This window comes from Gemmatimonadota bacterium (assembly GCA_026706345.1).
Taxonomy (GTDB): domain Bacteria; phylum JAAXHH01; class JAAXHH01; order JAAXHH01; family JAAXHH01; genus JAAXHH01.
In genome coordinates this window covers 48,663-65,676 of record JAPOYX010000181.1, presented here as the reverse complement: position 1 = coordinate 65,676, position 17,014 = coordinate 48,663, and the positions used below count along the sequence as shown (strand labels likewise).

Below are 17,014 nucleotides of genomic sequence, written 5' to 3'. Positions count from 1 at the left end.
ATCAGATTCATTTCGGAGAATCCGAAGTCGTCCGTACCCGATACCAGGAACGAAACGATCATGTTTTCCGTGAGATCCATATCACGGCCGGGGGACAGGATACGGAGGGACGGCACGCGGTCCGGCAACGCGATGATCCGGTACCAGGCGGGATTCACGCTTTCGTGACCGTCCGTGTTACGTAATGTGATGCGGTACCGCTGATCGGCTTTCACGGTAAGAGACCCCGTGGCCGTGTCGTTCACGACCTTCATGGCGAGCGGCCGGTCGGCGTTCTCCAGGTGGAGCGCCGCTTCGGACAGGTTCCGGTTCGCGTCATCGGCGGCCAGGTCCACCCTGGTTCCCCTCAGTGCGATGATGTCTCCTCCCTCGGTCGTTGTCCGCGGATCCAGTCCGGTGTAGGCGGGATAATGATAGGTCAGACGTAAAGATCCGAGGAAGGGACGATCGATGGTGTTGATACGAAACGGGTCGCTGACCGCGTCGCCGGCTTCGATCTCGTAGGTCAGGTTTTCCCTGATTTCACGGAGGGTATGGGCGTACGAAGCCGGAGCCGAGGTCCTCATGTCGAAGGATTGCCACTGTCCTCCGTCCGCGGCCAGACGCAGAACGGCCCGGTCGGGTACCTCGCCGGTCGCTTGGGCCGTTATGGTGACCTGGTCGCCCGCCGTTACTTCCACGTCTCCCGGCATAACGCGCAGAAACGTGCGTTGCGGAGGCTGGAATTGGGTCAGCGGGCTTGCCAGCCGGTTCAGGGCGCCGGAAAGCGGCTCACCATAGACGGCCATCGCCAGGAGGAAGAGCAGGATGGCTATGCCGAATCCCTGGGCGGGGCGGACGATGCGGAATCTTTGATCCGCTTCGTTGAAATCCACCCGCTGCGTGCGCCCCGCGGCATCGGTTATGGCCGCGTCCAGGAGCGCGGGGGAGGCCCTGGACCCTGCTTCCCGTTGCCGGGAGAGTTGCAGGGCGACGGTGACCCTGTCGTCCAGGTCGGGGTGCTGTCGATCGACCCGCCGCGCCAGATCCTGGTCGGTATTGCCGCTTCTGAAGCGCCCGCGACAGCGCCAGTATAACACGGCCGCGAGGAGGACGAGGCACGCCGGGATCAGCGCCAGGCGGACCGCTGATTCGAGATACAGGGAGGATTCGAGGAGAGCGAGGGAAAGCGCGAGGACACATACCAGCGCGCCCGCGGTGAACAACCCTTCGACGGCGGCGACCCAACGGCTGCGGATTCGAAGTGCGTGAAGTCGGTCTCTCAGCGCGTGCCAGGCGTAAGGGGAAGATGTACTCGGCACGGTCAGTCCTTGGTGTTCACCGGCCCCGCCACGGCGAGGTGCGGTCCGGCGCCCAATCGAAACAGGTTACTGCTGCACCAGCATCTCGTGGGAGTAAAACAACTGCCTGGCCTGCTGGAGCTGTTCGTCGCCGGCCGCGGCCACGCGACTGGCTTCTTCGTCACCCCAGAGATTTCGGGCAAGAGACCGCTTCAGCTGAAGTTCGACGACGTCCAGGTCGTCGTTGAACTCTTCCTCTGTGAAAGAAAGGCCCGAATCCCGAACCTGGGCCTTAAACGCTGCAAGCATGGCGTCGTCGACTTCGAACTCGTTCAGGAAGGTGTCGAAGTCACCCTTGAGATCCTGCCGGGTTACGCCGTAGGTGTTCGCGAATTCGAAACAAGCCCGGTCGAATGGTACCCAGCCCCGGTATTTGCCGATTACGAAGGGGTACTTGCGTTTCGGAGTCGTGATCAGTACGTCGGGAGATATGCCGCCGTCCCCATAGACCGTGCGCCCCCCGGCGGTGGTGAATTCCGGGCGTTCCGCGTCCGCCGCTGATTCCGCGTCGTCCACCTCCTCGCCGGATTCGGCGAAGGACCCTTCGACATATTCCTCGAAGGACTTGTTCTTGTAGTCCCGCTGGATCATGCGTCCGCTTGGCGTGTAGTACCGGGCGGTCGTGAGTTTAAGCGCGGACCCGTCCGTCAGGTGCGGCTCCGCGAAGAGGGTCTGGACAAGGCCCTTGCCGAAACTGCGGGTTCCGGCGATCACGCCCCGGTCCCAGTCCTGAACGGCGCCGGCCACGATTTCGGATGCCGAAGCGGAGCGATGGTCCAGCAGAATCACCAGGGGCATGTCACGATGGTTCACTCCCCTCAGCGATTTGAACGTCTGGTTCGAACTCCTGTTCCTGCCCATGGTTTTTACGATAACATGGCCCTCCGGGATGAACTTGCTCGAGACCTCGACCGCCTGGTCCAGGTAGCCGCCCGAATTGCCTCTCAAATCGAGCACCAGCCGCTCCATGCCAGCCTGTTGGAGCTTGTCCAGCGCGGCCTCCAGCTCGCGTGAAGTGGTTTTGGCGAACCGGATCAACTGGATGTATCCCGTATTGTCTTCCAGCATGATGGCGGTCCGAACGCTGCGGATGGGGATGCGATCGCGGGTGATCGTTACGTCGAACCACTCCTCGACGCCGGGCCGCTCGATGGTCACGTCCACCTTGGTCCCTTTCTCGCCGCGCAGCTTCTGCCTTACTTCGTCATGCTTGATGCCGATCGCGGATTCACCGTCAATCCGGACGATACGATCTCCGGACTGCAGGCCGACGGCCTCCGACGGCGATTCGTCGATCACGGAAATCACGTAAAGGAATCCGTCCAGGACGTCGAACTCGATGCCGATGCCGTAGAACTTTCCGCTGAAGCGCTCTCCCATTTCCGCAAAACTCTCCTTGCTCAGGAAACTGGAATGCGGGTCGAGCACTTCGAGCATGCCGTCGATCGCGGCGTAGATCAACTCGCCGGGCTGTACCTCCTCGACGTAGTTTTCGTCGACCAGGCTGAGCACGCCCATCAGAAGCTTGGTGCTGGCGAAGATGTTGTCTGCCGCGTGTATCGTCCTGTTGACCGTGCTTCCCAGCAGGAACGAACCAACTGCGACGAAAACCAGCAGGATGACGTATTTCGGTTTCCTCAAGGTCGACATATGGCCAGACTCCTTCATTCCGGTCTTCTGTCCGGAATTCAATCAGGTTCGCACCGGAATCGGCTTACCGGGGGTATGATAAGGAGGTCGTTTTTTGAAATCGAAAACACCTATCGTAAAACTAACGCGAAAACGTCCGATGTCAATGGTTTTCGGGGTATTACGCCGCAGTGTTTTCCCGGTTCGCGCCTTGACACTTCCCCTGTGTTTCTTTATTTTTTCCGATCTCGTATGATCTTCACTAAATCAAGTATCCGGATAGATTCAACCCGGTGTTGCGGTCATCTCCGATTCCAACAACACGGCTGTTTTCACAAGGTGGTTTTCATACAGGTATGAACGCCCGCGTTCCCGCAAGGTTTCACCGTTCATTCAGCCGAATCCTACTTGAATTCGAGCGGAACCGCTCCACTTCGCGGATATCCCATTGATCGCTTTGACGGTTGGACGGGACGCGACGCGACTACATAACCCGGAGACGCCATGAACGTACTTGTCGTAGGCAAGGGAGGCAGAGAACACGCGCTGGCCTGGGCGCTGCGGCGCTCCGCCCTCGTGGAAAACCTGTACGCGGCTCCGGGCAATCCGGGGATCGCCGCGCTCGGCACATGCGTTTCCATCGCACCCGAAGATGCGGGCGGAGTCGCTGCTTTCGCCCGTGACAACGGGATTGACCTGGTGGTGGTCGGTCCGGACGGCGCGCTGGAAGCCGGGGTGGCCGACGCCGTGGAAAATCTGGGCATCAGGGCCTTTGGCCCGACCCGCGCGGCCGCCGAGATCGAATGGAGCAAGGTTTTTTCCAAGCAGATGATGCGGGCGGAGGGGATCCCCACGGCCGCGTTCGCGGTGTTTTCTGAAGTGGACGCGGCGCGCGCGTACGTGAAGGAACTGGGGGCTCCGATCGTCGTCAAGGCGGATGGGCTGGCCGCTGGAAAAGGCGTACTGGTATGCCATACCGTGGAGGAAGCGGTACGGGCGCTCGATGAGGTAATGACCGCCCGGCTTTTCGGCGATGCCGGACGGCACGTGGTCGTCGAAGCCTTCATGGAGGGCGAGGAGGCCTCGGTATTCGCGATTACCGACGGCGAATCGGTAATGACTATGATCCCTTCGCAGGACCACAAACCCATCCACGAAGGCGATACGGGGCCGAACACCGGGGGCATGGGCGCTTACGCGCCGGCGCCGGTCATCGATGAGCGCGCGTTGCGGGATATCCAGGAACGGATCATCGAACCGGCGGTCCTGGGCATGAAGAAACGCGGCCGGCCTTTTCGGGGGGTGCTGTACTGCGGGCTCATGATGACCGCCGGGGGACCGATGGTCGTCGAGTTCAACAGCCGGTTCGGCGATCCAGAGGCCCAGGTCGTACTTCCCCTGCTCGAAGACGACTTCGCGGAGCTGGTTTACGGTGTCAGCGAGGGCAGGCTGCCCTCCGAACCCCTGTCCTGGAAGCGCCAGGCCGCGACCTGTGTCGTGATGGCCTCCGGCGGATATCCCGGGCCATACGAGGACGGCAAGGAGATCCATGGCCTGGACGCGCTGGACGCCATGGACGACGTCGTCGCCTTCCATGCCGGAACGGCCATGCGGGACGGGAGGCTGGTGACCCACGGCGGGAGGGTCCTCGGCGTGACGGCCCTGGCCGACGATCTCCGGGGTTCCATCGACCGGGCCTATGAAGCGGTGGACCGGGTACAGTTCGATAATCGCTATTTCCGCAGGGACATCGGCGAAAAGGGCTTGCGCAGGATCGCCCAGGTCCCGCAGTCGGGTTAGAGGCCATGAGGGTGCTGACCATCGATCCGGTTCATCCGGATCAGGCCGTACTCCAGGCGGCGGCGGACATCATCCGGGACGGGGGCCTGGTGGCCTTTCCCACCGAGACGGTCTACGGTATCGGTGCGGACGGGACCAATCCTGCCGCGATTCGGCGGATTTACGAAGCCAAGGACCGTCCCGAGGCGAAGCCGATCCTGGTACTCGTGTCGGACAGGCAGGACCTGGACCGCCTCGTCCGGTGCATCCCCGGGCGTGTTCAAGCGTTGATGGATGCCTGCTGGCCCGGTCCGTTGACGCTGGTCTTTCCCGCCCTGGAGAGCGTGCCCCGGGAACTGCTGGGCCAGGGTACTACGATCGGGGTCAGGCACAGCGGCGCCGCGATTGCCGGCGCGCTCTGCCGGGCGGTGGGGGGGCCCGTTACGGCGCCCAGCGCCAACCGCTCCGGCGGGCCGGAGTCCCTTACGGCGGAAGACGTGGCCGCCCAGCTGGGCGGCAGGGTGGACTTGATCCTCGATGGTGGCCGCTCGCCTTCGGACCAGCCTTCCACTGTCGTGGACGTATCTACCGGGACCCCGCGGCTCATCCGGGCGGGGTGTACACCCTATGACCGGGTCACGGAAGTCTGGCGCCATTGAACGGCGCCGGGAATCCGGACCGGGGAGAATAGACGGCGATGCGGACACTTGTCGTTCGAACGGATCGTATCGGTGACGTGCTGCTTTCCACGCCCGTGCTCAGCGTGTTGAGGGAGCAGGCCGCCGACTGCCACATCGCGGCGCTCGTATCCCCTTACGCCGCCGGCGCCATCGAGGGCCATCCGGCCCTGGACGAAATCGTCGTCGACGAGCGCTCTGGACGGCACCGCGGTCTCCGGGGGTTCTTCCGTCTGGTCGACGATCTGCGCGCCAGGCGGTTCGACGCGGCCCTGGTCCTGCATCCCACGGCGAGACTGGCCCTGGCCTGCCGCCTCGCCGGTATCCCGGTAAGGGTAGGGACAGGCTACCGGGCGTATGGATTTCTATTCAACCGCAGGGTATACGAACACCGGCAGGATGCGCGCAAGCACGAGGTGGATTACAACCTGTCCCTGGTGCGGGTACTCTTCGATCGGGCGGGGGAAGCCGTCCCGGAGATCCACGTGCCCGAAGCAGCCCGGCGTGCCGTGGCGCGTCGCCTGCGGCAGTGGCGGGTGCTGCCGGACGATCCGCTGGTCCTGCTGCATCCCGGCAGCGGCGGGTCGGCGAGGAACTGGCCCGCGCACTGTTTCTCGGAACTGGCTGAACGGCTTTCCCACAGCGGAGTTCGCGTGATCGTTACGGGATCGGCCGACGAACGGGACCTGGTCGGCCGGGTCGCCGGTTCGCTGCCGGAGCCGGTCATCCGGGTCGCGGGCGAACTCGACATCAAGGAACTGGCGGCGCTGCTCCGGGCATCCGCGCTCTGCGTCACGAACAGTACCGGCCCCCTGCACATCGCCGCGGCCGTGGGCACGCCCACCGTGGCGCTGTTCTGCCCCATAAAACCGTGCAGCCCGGTGCGCTGGGGCCCCTTCGGCGGTGATCATGACGTCCTGATGCCGGAGGTGCCGGAGTGTCCGGGAAGCCATCGGTGTATCGAGGCCGCCTGTCCATACTTCGACTGTATGGAGCGTGTTTCCGTCGATGACGTATTCGAGGCCGTTCGCGGCAGGCTTTCGGCCGGACACCCCGGAATCGCCGGTATCCAGGGCGGTGCCGGCGGACGGGATTCAACCGTGAATACTGAATAATCCCCGGGGGTTTCCTTGCCAGACCTGCAGAATCCACTGATCGTTCAGAGCGACCGGACCATCCTCGTCGAAGTGGACCATCCGCGCTACGAAGACGCCCGGGACGCGCTGGCCCGTTTCGCGGAATTGGAAAAGTCCCCTGAGCACATCCACGTGTACCGGCTGAGCCCCCTGTCCCTGTGGAACGCCGCGTCGGCGGGCATGGATGCGGACGGCGTACTCGAATCGCTGGAAAGCCTGAGCAAGTACGAGATCCCCCAGAACATCCGCCGCGAGATCATCGATTTCATCGCCCGGTACGGCCAGCTCCGGCTGCATAAGGAGGACGGCAGGCTTGTCCTCGCTTCCGACGATGCCGCCCTGATCGCGGAGGTTTCCGGACTCCCCTCGGTCAAGCAGTTCCTCGCGCAGCCCCTGGACGAGCGAAGGGTGCAGGTGGGAGACCGGTTCCGCGGTCACATAAAGCAGGCCCTGATCAAAGTCGGATTTCCTGTGGAGGACCTGGCGGGATACGTCGAAGGCGCCCCGCTGGAGATCAACCTGCGCACGTCTCCCGGCGACCGGAAATCCTTCACCATGCGGGACTACCAGCTGGACGCGGTCGGCGCGTTCCACATGAACGGCGAACCGCAGGGAGGCAACGGGGTCATCGTGCTGCCCTGCGGTGCGGGGAAGACCGTCGTGGCCCTCGGCGCCATGGCGGCCCTGAAGTGTCACACCCTCGTGCTGACGGCCAACACGGTGGCGCTGCGCCAGTGGCGGGAGGAACTGCTGGAGAAGACCTCGCTGCCGGAAGAGCACATCGGCGAGTATTCCGGTGAAACGAAGCAGATCCGGCCCGTTACGCTGGCCACCTACCAGATTTTGACCTACCGGAAGAGCAGGGGGGACGAATTCGAGCATTTCGGCCTCTTCGACCAGAAGGGCTGGGGCCTCATCATCTACGACGAGGTTCATCTGCTCCCGGCTCCTGTCTTTCGTTACACGGCCGAAATACAGGCGCGACGGCGACTCGGGCTCACGGCGACGCTGGTTCGTGAAGACGGCCGCGAGGACGACGTCTTCAGCCTCATCGGTCCCCGCAGATACGACATGCCGTGGAAGCTGCTCGAGCGGCAGGGCTGGATCGCGGAGGCGTACTGCCGCGAAATCCGGGTAGACCTGCCCGAAGCCCGGCGCATGTCCTACGCCGTGGCCAATCGCCGGGAGAAGTTCAGGATCGCCTCTGAAAACAGCCGGAAGACGGAGATCATCCGCGCCCTGCTGGAACAACATCCCTCGGACCAGGTCCTGATCATCGGACTGTACGTGAGACAGCTCAAGCAGCTCGCCGCGTTGTTCGAGTTTCCCCTCATCACCGGCAGCACGCCCCTGCGGGCCCGCCTGGACCTGTATTCGAGGTTCAGGAGCGGAGAGCTCAAACGTCTGGTGGTGTCCAAGGTCGCCAACTTCGCCATCGATCTGCCCGACGCCAACGTGGCGATACAGATATCGGGCACGTTCGGTTCCCGCCAGGAGGAGGCCCAGCGCCTGGGCCGGATCCTTCGGCCCAAGGCGGACGGCTCTGCCGCGATTTTCTATTCGCTCATCACCCGGAATACCCTGGATCAGGACTATGCCGTGAACCGGCAGCTTTTTCTGACGGAACAGGGCTACCAGTATACGATCCACGATGTGAGCGAAATGCGGGCGTGACGGCCCGGTTGACATCAGGATGGCGGGATGGTACATTATCATGCCGTACTTTCAATCGGCGCATGCGACCCGCCAATGACCTTTGCGGGTCGTTATTGGCATATGCGGACCGGCAAGGCGGGTTCAATCCGGCCGTGATGCGTGCCGACGAAAGTTACTTTTTCTGAAACCGATCCCTCCGCTATAGCGTATAAAGCGGTATGGGAGACATGAACATGTCTGAAAACACCTCTACAAACGCGGTACAGGCGTCCGATATCGAGTCGGGTGTGTTCGACGAATTGACCATGTCGGATGAAATGCTGTTCTACCGTGTGCAGCAGGACGACGTGCGCGCTTTCGAGGTGATTGTCGGCCGGTACCGCACCAGGCTGTACAACTGCGTATACCGCATGGTCCACAATACGGAATGCGCGGAAGACCTCGTACAGGAGACGTTTCTCAGAGTATACCGGAACCGCCACAACTACAAGGCGATCTCCAATCTGTCCACGTGGATTTATACGATCGCGCTCAACCTGGCCCGGAGCGAGTTGCGCAAGCGTAAACGCCGCCAGTTTTTCTCCCTCAATGCTCCGCCCCACGAAAACAGTTCGAGGGAAGGGATAGATCTGCCGGACACGAATGCGGGACCCGGCGATCATCTGGAACAGAATGAACTGGGCCGGGCCATTCAGCACGCGATCGATCAACTGCCGGAGAAATACAAGTCCGTGGTCGTCTTGCGCGATATCGAAGAACTGTCCTATGAGGAGATCGGCGAGATCCTCCGCTGTCCGACGGGAACCGTCAAGTCGAGGGTGAACCGGGGACGGCTCAGATTACAGGAAATGCTGCGGCAGTGGCAGGTAGAGATACTATGACGGGAGGAAGGTTGTTTTGAATTGCAGTGGTTACGAGAGGCAGATGTCGGACTACCTTGATGGCCGGTTGTCCAGGGCAAACGAAGACGCGTTGCGATTTCACCTGAACGGATGTCCCCGATGCCGGCTCAAGATCAAGGACATGGAAAGCTCCATCCGCGCGGTGAAGAGTCTTCCCTCTGTAACCCCTCCGCCTGAATTCGACTCCCAGCTCAGTAGCCTGCTGACGAAAGAAATCGCCCGTGAACTGTACGCCGCTTCCTGGTGGCGACGCGTTTCGGAGACCTTTTCCGAACTGGGCGAACTGAGCCGGCAGCGCCCCGTTCAACTGGTATTTGCGACCAGCCTGATCCTCACCATAACCGTGATCGGTGGATTCGCGGGCCTGGTCGCTCCTCCGGACCGGACCGATTCGCCGCCCAACGCCTCCATGGCCGTTTCCCTTCCGACGCCTTTTGAACCCGAACTCGCCCCACCGGATCCGATTTCGCCCTTTCCCCTCGAACGCGGGCTTGCGTCGCACCTGGCGGTAAAACCGGCGCCGAATGCAGAACAGGTAACGAATCTCCCCTCCCCGGCAGCAACCAGTCTCTCTTTTATCACATCCCGAATTCCCGGTGACAGCCCGGGCGTCATGACGGTTCGAACCATGGAACCCACGACCCATGGGATCCGAACCGTTTCGTCAGGCACGGGTATGCCCCTCGATCCGTCCCTGTTCACCGAGTCCATCGGTGGGGACCTGGTTACAGACGGCGGCCTGGCCCAATCCGAATCGGAAGAGCGTCTGCTGCAGGTCGGTACCACCGAAGAGAACAGCCTGCGCGGTACAGGCGGTCAGTCCGGTCCAAGCGGTCCAGCCGATCCGGCCGCCCCGATCAGACGCGTTCGAATCTCGTTCTAGACAGACATGCCTGGATCTCGACCCAACCGCACAGGGACCGAACGCTATCGTCCCGTGATATGCGCCGCACTGCTCGTCTGCCTCTGGCACCTGAACTCCGCTCCCAGAACTTACGCCCAGTCCACCGCTTACCTGCATAACCTTGAAAAAGAGATCGTCCGCCTCGTGGAACGCGTCGAGCCGACGGTTGCCAGCGTGATCGTGCAACGGAAGTTCATCCATTCGCTGAACGGACAGACCTTCACGGACTGGGAACGCTCCATTGGTACCGGCGTGGTCCTCCACAGAGACGGTTACGTCATCACGACGGCCGGTGTCGTGGACCATGCCCACGATATCCTGGTGAACTTTCAGGATGGCCGGTACCGTCTCGGGGAGCTCGTCGGTGTCGACATGCTTTCAAACATCGCCGTGATCCGGGTGGACAGCGTGTCCGTCCATTCCGCGCGTCTCGGTGATTCCGACGACGCGAGCCCCGGGTCCTGGGTGCTGGTAATGAACAATGCCCATGGATTTCCATCGTCGATGACGACGGGAATCGTCAACGGCGTACGGGAAGAAGATGTCATGATGCAGGTCAGCGCCGTAGTCGGCGGCGATTTGTCCGGCGGTGCCGTGTTTTCCACGAACGGCCGTCTGCTGGGTCTCGTAGCCGACTCCCCGCGGGGCCAGGCGTCCGCATCGGGTAGTGCGGGGGGTGGAGAAGGCGCGGGCATGATCTCGGTCATACCCATAAACCGCGTAAAGACCTTCGCCCGGCAGCTCATCGAACACGGTGAAATCCGCCGCAGCTGGCTGGGCGTGTTCGTGGAGAAGATATGGGACAGCATCAGCGTAGGCGGCGACCGCAATATCATGCTGGGTACCGGTGAAGGCATGGAAGTTACCGATGTATATCCCGACAGCCCGGCCATGAAGGTCGGCCTTCGCAAGGGCGATATCCTGCTGGCCGTAAACGGCGTACCCATGAACCACCCCATCATCCTGGCCGAATTCGTGACCACGCTTCCCGCCGGTTCCCGGATCGAGATCAAATACCTGCGCGGAGATACGGAGAATACCGTGCACACGGTCCTCGCACCTCAGCCGAAACCGCTTGACTCACCCGACTCTTCCCTCTTCGTCGAAGATGGTGCCGAGGCCCCCCTCTCCCGCGAAGATCCTCGTCTTATCCAGCAGATGATCATGGAACACGAAAAGGAACTCGCGGCCCACCGGCTCAAGTTGAACCAGCTCAAGAGGCTGCTGGACGAACGTTTGCGGCAGATGGACCCGCGCGCCGTGGCCCTGCCCGGCGATGATGGATTCTGATCCTCCAGCCGGCCAAACAATGCTTGCCTGCCTGATCCACCCGGATATACATTCACACCACATCTGAACGACCTGTCCGAACGACTTGCGTTTTTGAGTTGCACTGTCGATATCCACCGCAAGAACGGGGTATGACCGGGAGAATCCGCATGGAACACCGAAAGCTTGGCCGCACCGGCACGTCGCTTAGTTTCATTGGCCTGGGCTGTGTGACCTTCGGCCGTGAGATCGACGAGGATACCTCGCTGTCCATTCTCGACTATGCCGTAGAAAAGGGGCTCAACTGGCTCGACACCGCGGAGGGGTACGGAGGCGGCAATGCCCGGACATATCGGCGTGACGTGCTGAAGGTGGACGATGTGCGCGAGACCTCGGACGTCATGGGTTCTTCCGAGATCATTATCGGAAAGTGGTTGAAGGCGCGGGGTTGCAGGGACGACGTGGTGATCTGCTCCAAAGTGAGCAGCGGCAACAGGCCGGACAACATCGCCCGGGCGCTCCAGGTCAGTCTCGAGCGGCTGCAGGTGGACTGTGTGGACATCTACGAGCTGCATTCCCCCGACGAATCCGTTCCCATCGATGAAAGCCTGGCCGTGCTGGACGAGGCGGTAGGAGCCGGCCGCATAAAGACCGTGGGGTGCAGCAACTTCAACGCCGCGCAGCTTCGGGAAGCCCTGGACGCCAGCGCAAGGCGGGGATACGCCCGGTTCGAGGTTATCCAGCCGCCCTACAACCTGGCCGATCCGGGGGCGCAGGACGATCTGTTTCCCCTGTGCCGGCGAGAGGAAGTGGGCATCACGTCCTACAGTCCGCTTGCCGCGGGCTTCCTGGCGGGGAAATACACGCCGGACCGTAACGCTTTTCCGACGGGTTCGCGATTCGACGTGATACCCGGCCACGCGGACATATACTTCAACGACCGGAATTTCCGGAACGTGGAACGGCTGCGGGCCCTGGCGGACTCCAGGGGACTTCCCATGGTGCGTCTGGCCATGGCCTGGGCCATGGGACATCCCGATATCACGTCGGTCATCGTCGGCGCCCGGCATACCGGGCACCTGGATAACGCCTTCGAAGCCCTCGCCCTGAGGGCGGACACGGAACTGCGTGATGAAATATCGAGTTGGCTGACGGACTGAGCGGAACGCGCACGATCCCGAAACGATTATCTCGAGAGGGGGACTCCTTGGGGCTGGATCCAGTTGAAATGACACAGGAATTCGTTGATGTGAAATCCGTCAGCCGGTGGAGCAACGCCGCCATATCCGACCTGGTCGAAGAACGCATGAAGGCATGCGGTCTCGAAGTGGAACGGCTGTCCTACGAGGATGAAAACGGCGAACTGAAAGTCAGCCTCGTCGGACGCAAGGGAGAAGGCGAAGGCGGCCTGGCCTTCCTGTCCCACACGGATACGGTCCCGGGGCAGGAGCAGGACTGGGACGCCTATCACGGCGTGGTCGAAGGCGACCGGTTGCTGGGCCGTGGCAGCTGCGACATGAAGGGACCGCTGGCATGCACCATGATCGCCGCAGCGCGCGTGGATGCGGACCGCCTGAAGAAACCGCTGGTGGTGGTGGCCACGGCCGACGAAGAAGTGGGCGGCGGCGGAGCACATCAGGTCGCCACGGAATCCCGCATCATGGGCGCCGTTCGTCCCACCTACGGCGTGGTGGCCGAGCCGACCAGCCTGACGCCGGTGTACGCCCACAAGGGCGCGGCACACGTCGTGGTGACGGCCCACGGGCGGGCGGCCCACACCAGCACGGGCCTGGGGGAATCCGCCAATTTCAAGATCGCCCCCTTCCTGGCGGAAATGGCCGAACTGGCGGAACGGATCAAAGAAGACGAACGGTTCCTGAACGCGGAATTCAATCCGCCTTCCAACGGGTTCAACATGGTGATCACCGACTACGACACGAAGCAGAATGTCTCCGCGGCACGGTCGACCTGTCACGTCTGCTTCCGCACGATGCCGGACGATCACAGCGATGAACTGGTGGATGAACTGGTTACACGGGCCAGGAGCTACGGCTTCGAGGTCACGAGCACTATTTCCCGCCCCTTCTACGCCGATCCCGCGAATCCCATCGTGCAACTGGCATCGGAAGTCACTGGTGGCAAGCGGCCGGAGACCGTGCCCTACGGGACCGACGCCCCTCATTTCAGGGAGCAGCTGGAGATGGTGGTCCTGGGGCCCGGCAGTATCGAACAGGCCCATACGGTGGGCGAATACGTGGAAATACCGCAACTCTACGAAGCGGTGGACATTTACTCACGCATGATTCACGAAGTTTGCCTATAGGAGTCGATCCATGGCGGATTCCGTTGGTTACAGCGACACACCCGAAATCCCGGGCGGCACCTGGCGCGTTCACGACGGCGATCGGCCCCAGCCCCGCGTGGTCACGCCGGGCGGCGCTGCCGGGAGCCCTCCTTCTGACGCGGCCGTGCTTTTCGATGGATCGGATCTCGACCAGTGGGTCGGCCGGAACGGAGGCCCCGCGTCCTGGAAGGTGGAAAACGGTTACATGGAGGTCAACGGTTCCGGAGATATCTCGACCCGCGCGCATTTCGGCGACTGCCAGCTGCATCTCGAATGGGCCACGCCGGAAGAGGTGGTGGGAGACAGCCAGGGCCGGGGCAACAGCGGCGTGTTCCTGCTCGGGCTGTATGAAGTCCAGGTGCTGGACAGCTTCAACAACCGAACCTATGCCGACGGTTCCGCCTCGGCCATTTACGGCCAGTACCCTCCCCTGGTCAATGCCAGCCGGGGACCGGGCGAATGGCAGAGCTACGACATCATCTTCGAATCGCCTTCGTGGGACGGCGACAGGCTGGTCAAGGGCACGCATTTGACGGTCATCCACAACGGCGTCGTGGTGCATCACCGCCAGCGGTCCGTCGGTCCCACCGGGCACCGGGACCTTGCGAACTACGATACGCCCCACCCTGTGACGGGTCCCCTGCAGCTTCAGGATCACGGCAATCCCGTCCGGTTCCGCAACATCTGGGTGAGACGTCTTACCGCCTACGACGAAACCTGATGCTTCAGGCCTCCCCGGACTCGCCTGGGCCGCCTAGCTCGCCCACCCAGACCAGGATGACGAAGGACGCGGCGGCGGCCATGACGCCGCAGGCCGCTCCGACGGAGGGGTATCCGAAGACGACGTACAGTACGCCGCATAGGGCTGTACCGCCGGCGATGCCGAATTCCGCCACGGTGTTCTTGAGCGCGATGAGGGTGCCGCGTTCCTCATCGGTTGCCATGGCCGTGACGAGCGCCTGAAACGGTGCGTGGCGAAAGGCTCCGGCGATGCCGGTGAGGATGAATCCGGCGAACACCACCGGCAGCCGGTCGGTGATCCACGGGATTCCGGCCAGCAGAATCGCCATTACCAGTCCGCTAACCACCACGATTCCCCGCTTTCCCACGCGGTCCGAGAGATATCCGGCCAGCGGGCTGCCCAGCAGCGCACCCAGGCCGCTGAAGAGGAATACCAGGCCGATCCAGTCGGTTGAAAGCCCGTAGGCGTCCCGCAGCCACGTCCCCACGAAGGTGATGAATCCGACCGTGGAAGCCGACACGAGAAAGGACGCCGCGATCACCGCCAGGGGGCCGGTGCGCGCGAGAAAGCGGCCGTAGCCCCTTACCATGTCGATTACGGAAATGCCACCGACGGCGAGGACGCGGGAAGGTATGATAGCCATGGCCGGCGCCCATAGCAGCAATCCCGCCCCGGCGAAAGCACCGAAGGCCCACCGCCAGGACCAGGCCTCCGCGACAAAGGCCCCTGCCGGCACGCCCAGGATCATGGCCGCGAAGTAACCGGACATGACCAATCCCATGGCGGCGCCCCGCCGTCTGTAAAGAAAGTGATCCCCGATACACGCGGTAATGTTGAGCGAAAGGGTCCCCGCGGCCGCTCCGGTGACGGCGCGGAAGGCCACCAGCGACGCATAGTTCCACGCCAGGCCGCACAGCAGAGTCGCAGCGGTGAAGACCATAAGCGCGGCGACGAGCATTTTCCTTCGTCCCGTCCTGTCCGACAGCGGCCCGAGTGCGAAGGAAACGGCGGCCGCGGCGATGGCGTAAACCGAAACCAGCAACCCGGCCTGCCCGGCGCCCATGCCGAAGGCGGAAATCAGGTCGGGCAGGAGCGGAGAGATCATCTGGTTGTCGGCGACGGCCACGAACATGACGCCGAACAACACCGCGATCAGACGGTTGCTTCCTTCCCGGCTCGCCTCGGTCATATGACGTTCCTGTCGAAATGTATGTTACGCGAACGCCCCGCTGTCCATCCACGGCGTTTCGTGGTGCCAGGTGAGCACCCGGTCCCGGAGACCGGCCGCCAGCCCCGTGTCGCGACGGGATTCCCGCAGGTTGGACAACTGGTAGGGATCGGTCCGCAGGTCGAAGAAGCAATCCCGGTCGTCCAGGACCCGGCCGTCTTTTGGATCGACGCGAATCCCGTATGTGTGGCTCGACGTGCGCAGCCCGACCTGGCCCCGTGAAGTCTCCACGTATACGCCGTCATCCCCTTCCGGGACGTCGTGACCAGAAACGGCCGTCGACAGATTCCGCCCCTGGACGTGGGCGGGAACGGCTCCTCCGCAGAACGAGAGGAGGGTGGGCATGACGTCGATGATCTGGGCCGTCGAGGTCGCATCGACCCGTGGGTTCAACCGGTTAGGAGCGTGAAAGATCAGCGGTATGCGGATGGACTCTTCGACCAGTTGCCCCTTGTTGAACAGATGGTGGCTGCCCAGGTTGTCGCCGTGGTCGGAGAGGAAAAGGACGATGGTGTTTTCCGCGAGATGGTAAGTCCGGAGAAAATGCATGAGCCGGCCGACCATGTCGTCAACCCATGTCGTCATGCCGTAGTAGAGGGCGATCAGATGCCGCAGGTCGAATCCGTCGGGGAGGATACGCGTGAACGGCAGGTTCTGCTCGTAGAAGAGAAAGTCCCAGAGGTAGACTTTGAACCAATGCTCGTCGTACGGCAGGCGACCGTCCCGGAAGACATTGGGCCGCAAGGGGATGTCATCGGGATCGTACATTTCCAGGTATGTTTCCGGCGCGTCCGTGACGGGCATATGGGGTGGAGAGATGCTGTAGTAGAGGAAAAAGGGCTTCTCCTGTTTCTCGCGGTCTCTCAAGTAGCCGCCGACCTGATCTGATTCGAAGCGGACGCTGAAGCCCTTCACCTGGAACTCCTCGCCGTCGTTTTCCACGAAGGATTGTCCGGTGTGGCGGTGGTGGACCCGCGGGTACAGGCTGTAGTCGAATCCCAGCGATCCGGGAGCGGAATGAATATGCCATTTCCCGATCAGCGCCGTATCGTATCCCAGGGTCCCGAACATCTCGGGCAGCGTCGGCGCGGGCAGGTGAGGGCGCCAGCCAGCCGGATATTCGGGCATCGTCGTCGATCCATCCTCCCGCCGCTCCGTGTAGTTGCCCAGCGTGCCCATGCAGGTCCGGCTGTACTGGCCCGATATGAGACATGATCTCGCGGGCATGCAAACGGGGTTGTTGCTTACCGCCGTTTCGAAGCGGACGCCTTCGGACGCCAGGCGGTCCAGGTGGGGCGTCCGGACGACCGCGTTACCGTAGCATCCCACTTCGAACGCGCGCAACTGGTCACAGATGCACAGAACGACATTCGGACGGGATGGGCTTGCGGAGTCGATCACGATGAAC

Annotated in this window: 14 protein-coding genes; 10 read left to right on the top strand and 4 right to left on the bottom strand. The window is 62.5% G+C overall.

Annotated elements, in window-relative coordinates:
* Both OXG98_12455 and OXG98_12450 read right to left on the bottom strand, forming a co-directional pair.
* Window positions 1–1,301, bottom strand: a 1,301-nt coding sequence (locus tag OXG98_12455) for a hypothetical protein (protein MCY3772813.1), incomplete at its 3' end; no start/stop codon positions are given.
* Between the two features lie 66 nt (window positions 1,302–1,367).
* The gene (locus tag OXG98_12450) at window positions 1,368–2,990 is read right to left on the bottom strand and encodes a S41 family peptidase (GenBank protein ID MCY3772812.1); all 1,623 of its coding nucleotides are present in this window, start codon (window positions 2,988–2,990) and stop codon (window positions 1,368–1,370) included.
* Between the two features lie 483 nt (window positions 2,991–3,473).
* Between OXG98_12450 and purD the strand changes: the two genes are divergently transcribed.
* From purD to OXG98_12400, 10 genes are all read left to right on the top strand, one after another.
* Window positions 3,474–4,769 carry a phosphoribosylamine--glycine ligase gene (gene purD / locus OXG98_12445; GenBank protein ID MCY3772811.1) on the top strand — a complete coding sequence of 432 codons (1,296 nt, stop codon included), beginning with the start codon at window positions 3,474–3,476 and terminating at the stop codon, window positions 4,767–4,769.
* 5 nt (window positions 4,770–4,774) lie between these two features.
* Window positions 4,775–5,407: an L-threonylcarbamoyladenylate synthase gene (locus tag OXG98_12440; GenBank protein ID MCY3772810.1), complete on the top strand. Its 633-nt coding sequence runs from the start codon at window positions 4,775–4,777 to the stop codon at window positions 5,405–5,407.
* A 38-nt stretch (window positions 5,408–5,445) separates the two neighbouring features.
* On the top strand, window positions 5,446–6,540 hold the full coding sequence (locus tag OXG98_12435; GenBank protein MCY3772809.1) for a glycosyltransferase family 9 protein: 1,095 nt from the start codon (window positions 5,446–5,448) through the stop codon (window positions 6,538–6,540).
* A gap of 24 nt (window positions 6,541–6,564) precedes the next feature.
* Window positions 6,565–8,235, top strand: coding sequence for a DEAD/DEAH box helicase (locus OXG98_12430; GenBank protein MCY3772808.1), 1,671 nt, complete (start codon window positions 6,565–6,567; stop codon window positions 8,233–8,235).
* A gap of 215 nt (window positions 8,236–8,450) precedes the next feature.
* Window positions 8,451–9,098 (top strand): sigma-70 family RNA polymerase sigma factor, encoded by a 648-nt coding sequence (locus OXG98_12425; protein MCY3772807.1) that lies wholly within the window; start codon window positions 8,451–8,453, stop codon window positions 9,096–9,098.
* Between the two features lie 16 nt (window positions 9,099–9,114).
* On the top strand, window positions 9,115–10,002 hold the full coding sequence (locus OXG98_12420) for a zf-HC2 domain-containing protein (protein MCY3772806.1): 888 nt from the start codon (window positions 9,115–9,117) through the stop codon (window positions 10,000–10,002).
* A gap of 54 nt (window positions 10,003–10,056) precedes the next feature.
* Window positions 10,057–11,313, top strand: a complete 1,257-nt coding sequence (locus OXG98_12415; GenBank protein MCY3772805.1) for a trypsin-like peptidase domain-containing protein — start codon at window positions 10,057–10,059, stop codon at window positions 11,311–11,313.
* 149 nt (window positions 11,314–11,462) lie between these two features.
* Window positions 11,463–12,452 carry an aldo/keto reductase gene (locus OXG98_12410; GenBank protein MCY3772804.1) on the top strand — a complete coding sequence of 330 codons (990 nt, stop codon included), beginning with the start codon at window positions 11,463–11,465 and terminating at the stop codon, window positions 12,450–12,452.
* Window positions 12,453–12,541: 89 nt separating this feature from the next.
* Window positions 12,542–13,615: a M20/M25/M40 family metallo-hydrolase gene (locus tag OXG98_12405; GenBank protein MCY3772803.1), complete on the top strand. Its 1,074-nt coding sequence runs from the start codon at window positions 12,542–12,544 to the stop codon at window positions 13,613–13,615.
* A 10-nt stretch (window positions 13,616–13,625) separates the two neighbouring features.
* Window positions 13,626–14,357, top strand: a complete 732-nt coding sequence (locus OXG98_12400) for a DUF1080 domain-containing protein (protein MCY3772802.1) — start codon at window positions 13,626–13,628, stop codon at window positions 14,355–14,357.
* 4 nt (window positions 14,358–14,361) lie between these two features.
* Here OXG98_12400 and OXG98_12395 read toward each other — a convergent pair whose 3' ends face one another.
* Both OXG98_12395 and OXG98_12390 read right to left on the bottom strand, forming a co-directional pair.
* On the bottom strand, window positions 14,362–15,567 hold the full coding sequence (locus OXG98_12395; GenBank protein ID MCY3772801.1) for an MFS transporter: 1,206 nt from the start codon (window positions 15,565–15,567) through the stop codon (window positions 14,362–14,364).
* 24 nt (window positions 15,568–15,591) lie between these two features.
* Window positions 15,592–17,007: a sulfatase-like hydrolase/transferase gene (locus OXG98_12390; GenBank protein ID MCY3772800.1), complete on the bottom strand. Its 1,416-nt coding sequence runs from the start codon at window positions 17,005–17,007 to the stop codon at window positions 15,592–15,594.
* Window positions 17,008–17,014: the final 7 nt, after the last annotated feature.

Coding starts and splice junctions, on each gene's coding strand:
- OXG98_12435 (MCY3772809.1), top strand. CDS start 5,446: ATGCGGACACTTGTCGTTCGAACGGATCGTATCGGTGACGTGCTGCTT.
- OXG98_12440 (MCY3772810.1), top strand. CDS start 4,775: ATGAGGGTGCTGACCATCGATCCGGTTCATCCGGATCAGGCCGTACTC.
- OXG98_12400 (MCY3772802.1), top strand. CDS start 13,626: ATGGCGGATTCCGTTGGTTACAGCGACACACCCGAAATCCCGGGCGGC.
- OXG98_12395 (MCY3772801.1), bottom strand. CDS start 15,567: ATGACCGAGGCGAGCCGGGAAGGAAGCAACCGTCTGATCGCGGTGTTG.
- OXG98_12410 (MCY3772804.1), top strand. CDS start 11,463: ATGGAACACCGAAAGCTTGGCCGCACCGGCACGTCGCTTAGTTTCATT.
- purD (MCY3772811.1), top strand. CDS start 3,474: ATGAACGTACTTGTCGTAGGCAAGGGAGGCAGAGAACACGCGCTGGCC.
- OXG98_12425 (MCY3772807.1), top strand. CDS start 8,451: ATGTCTGAAAACACCTCTACAAACGCGGTACAGGCGTCCGATATCGAG.
- OXG98_12450 (MCY3772812.1), bottom strand. CDS start 2,990: ATGTCGACCTTGAGGAAACCGAAATACGTCATCCTGCTGGTTTTCGTC.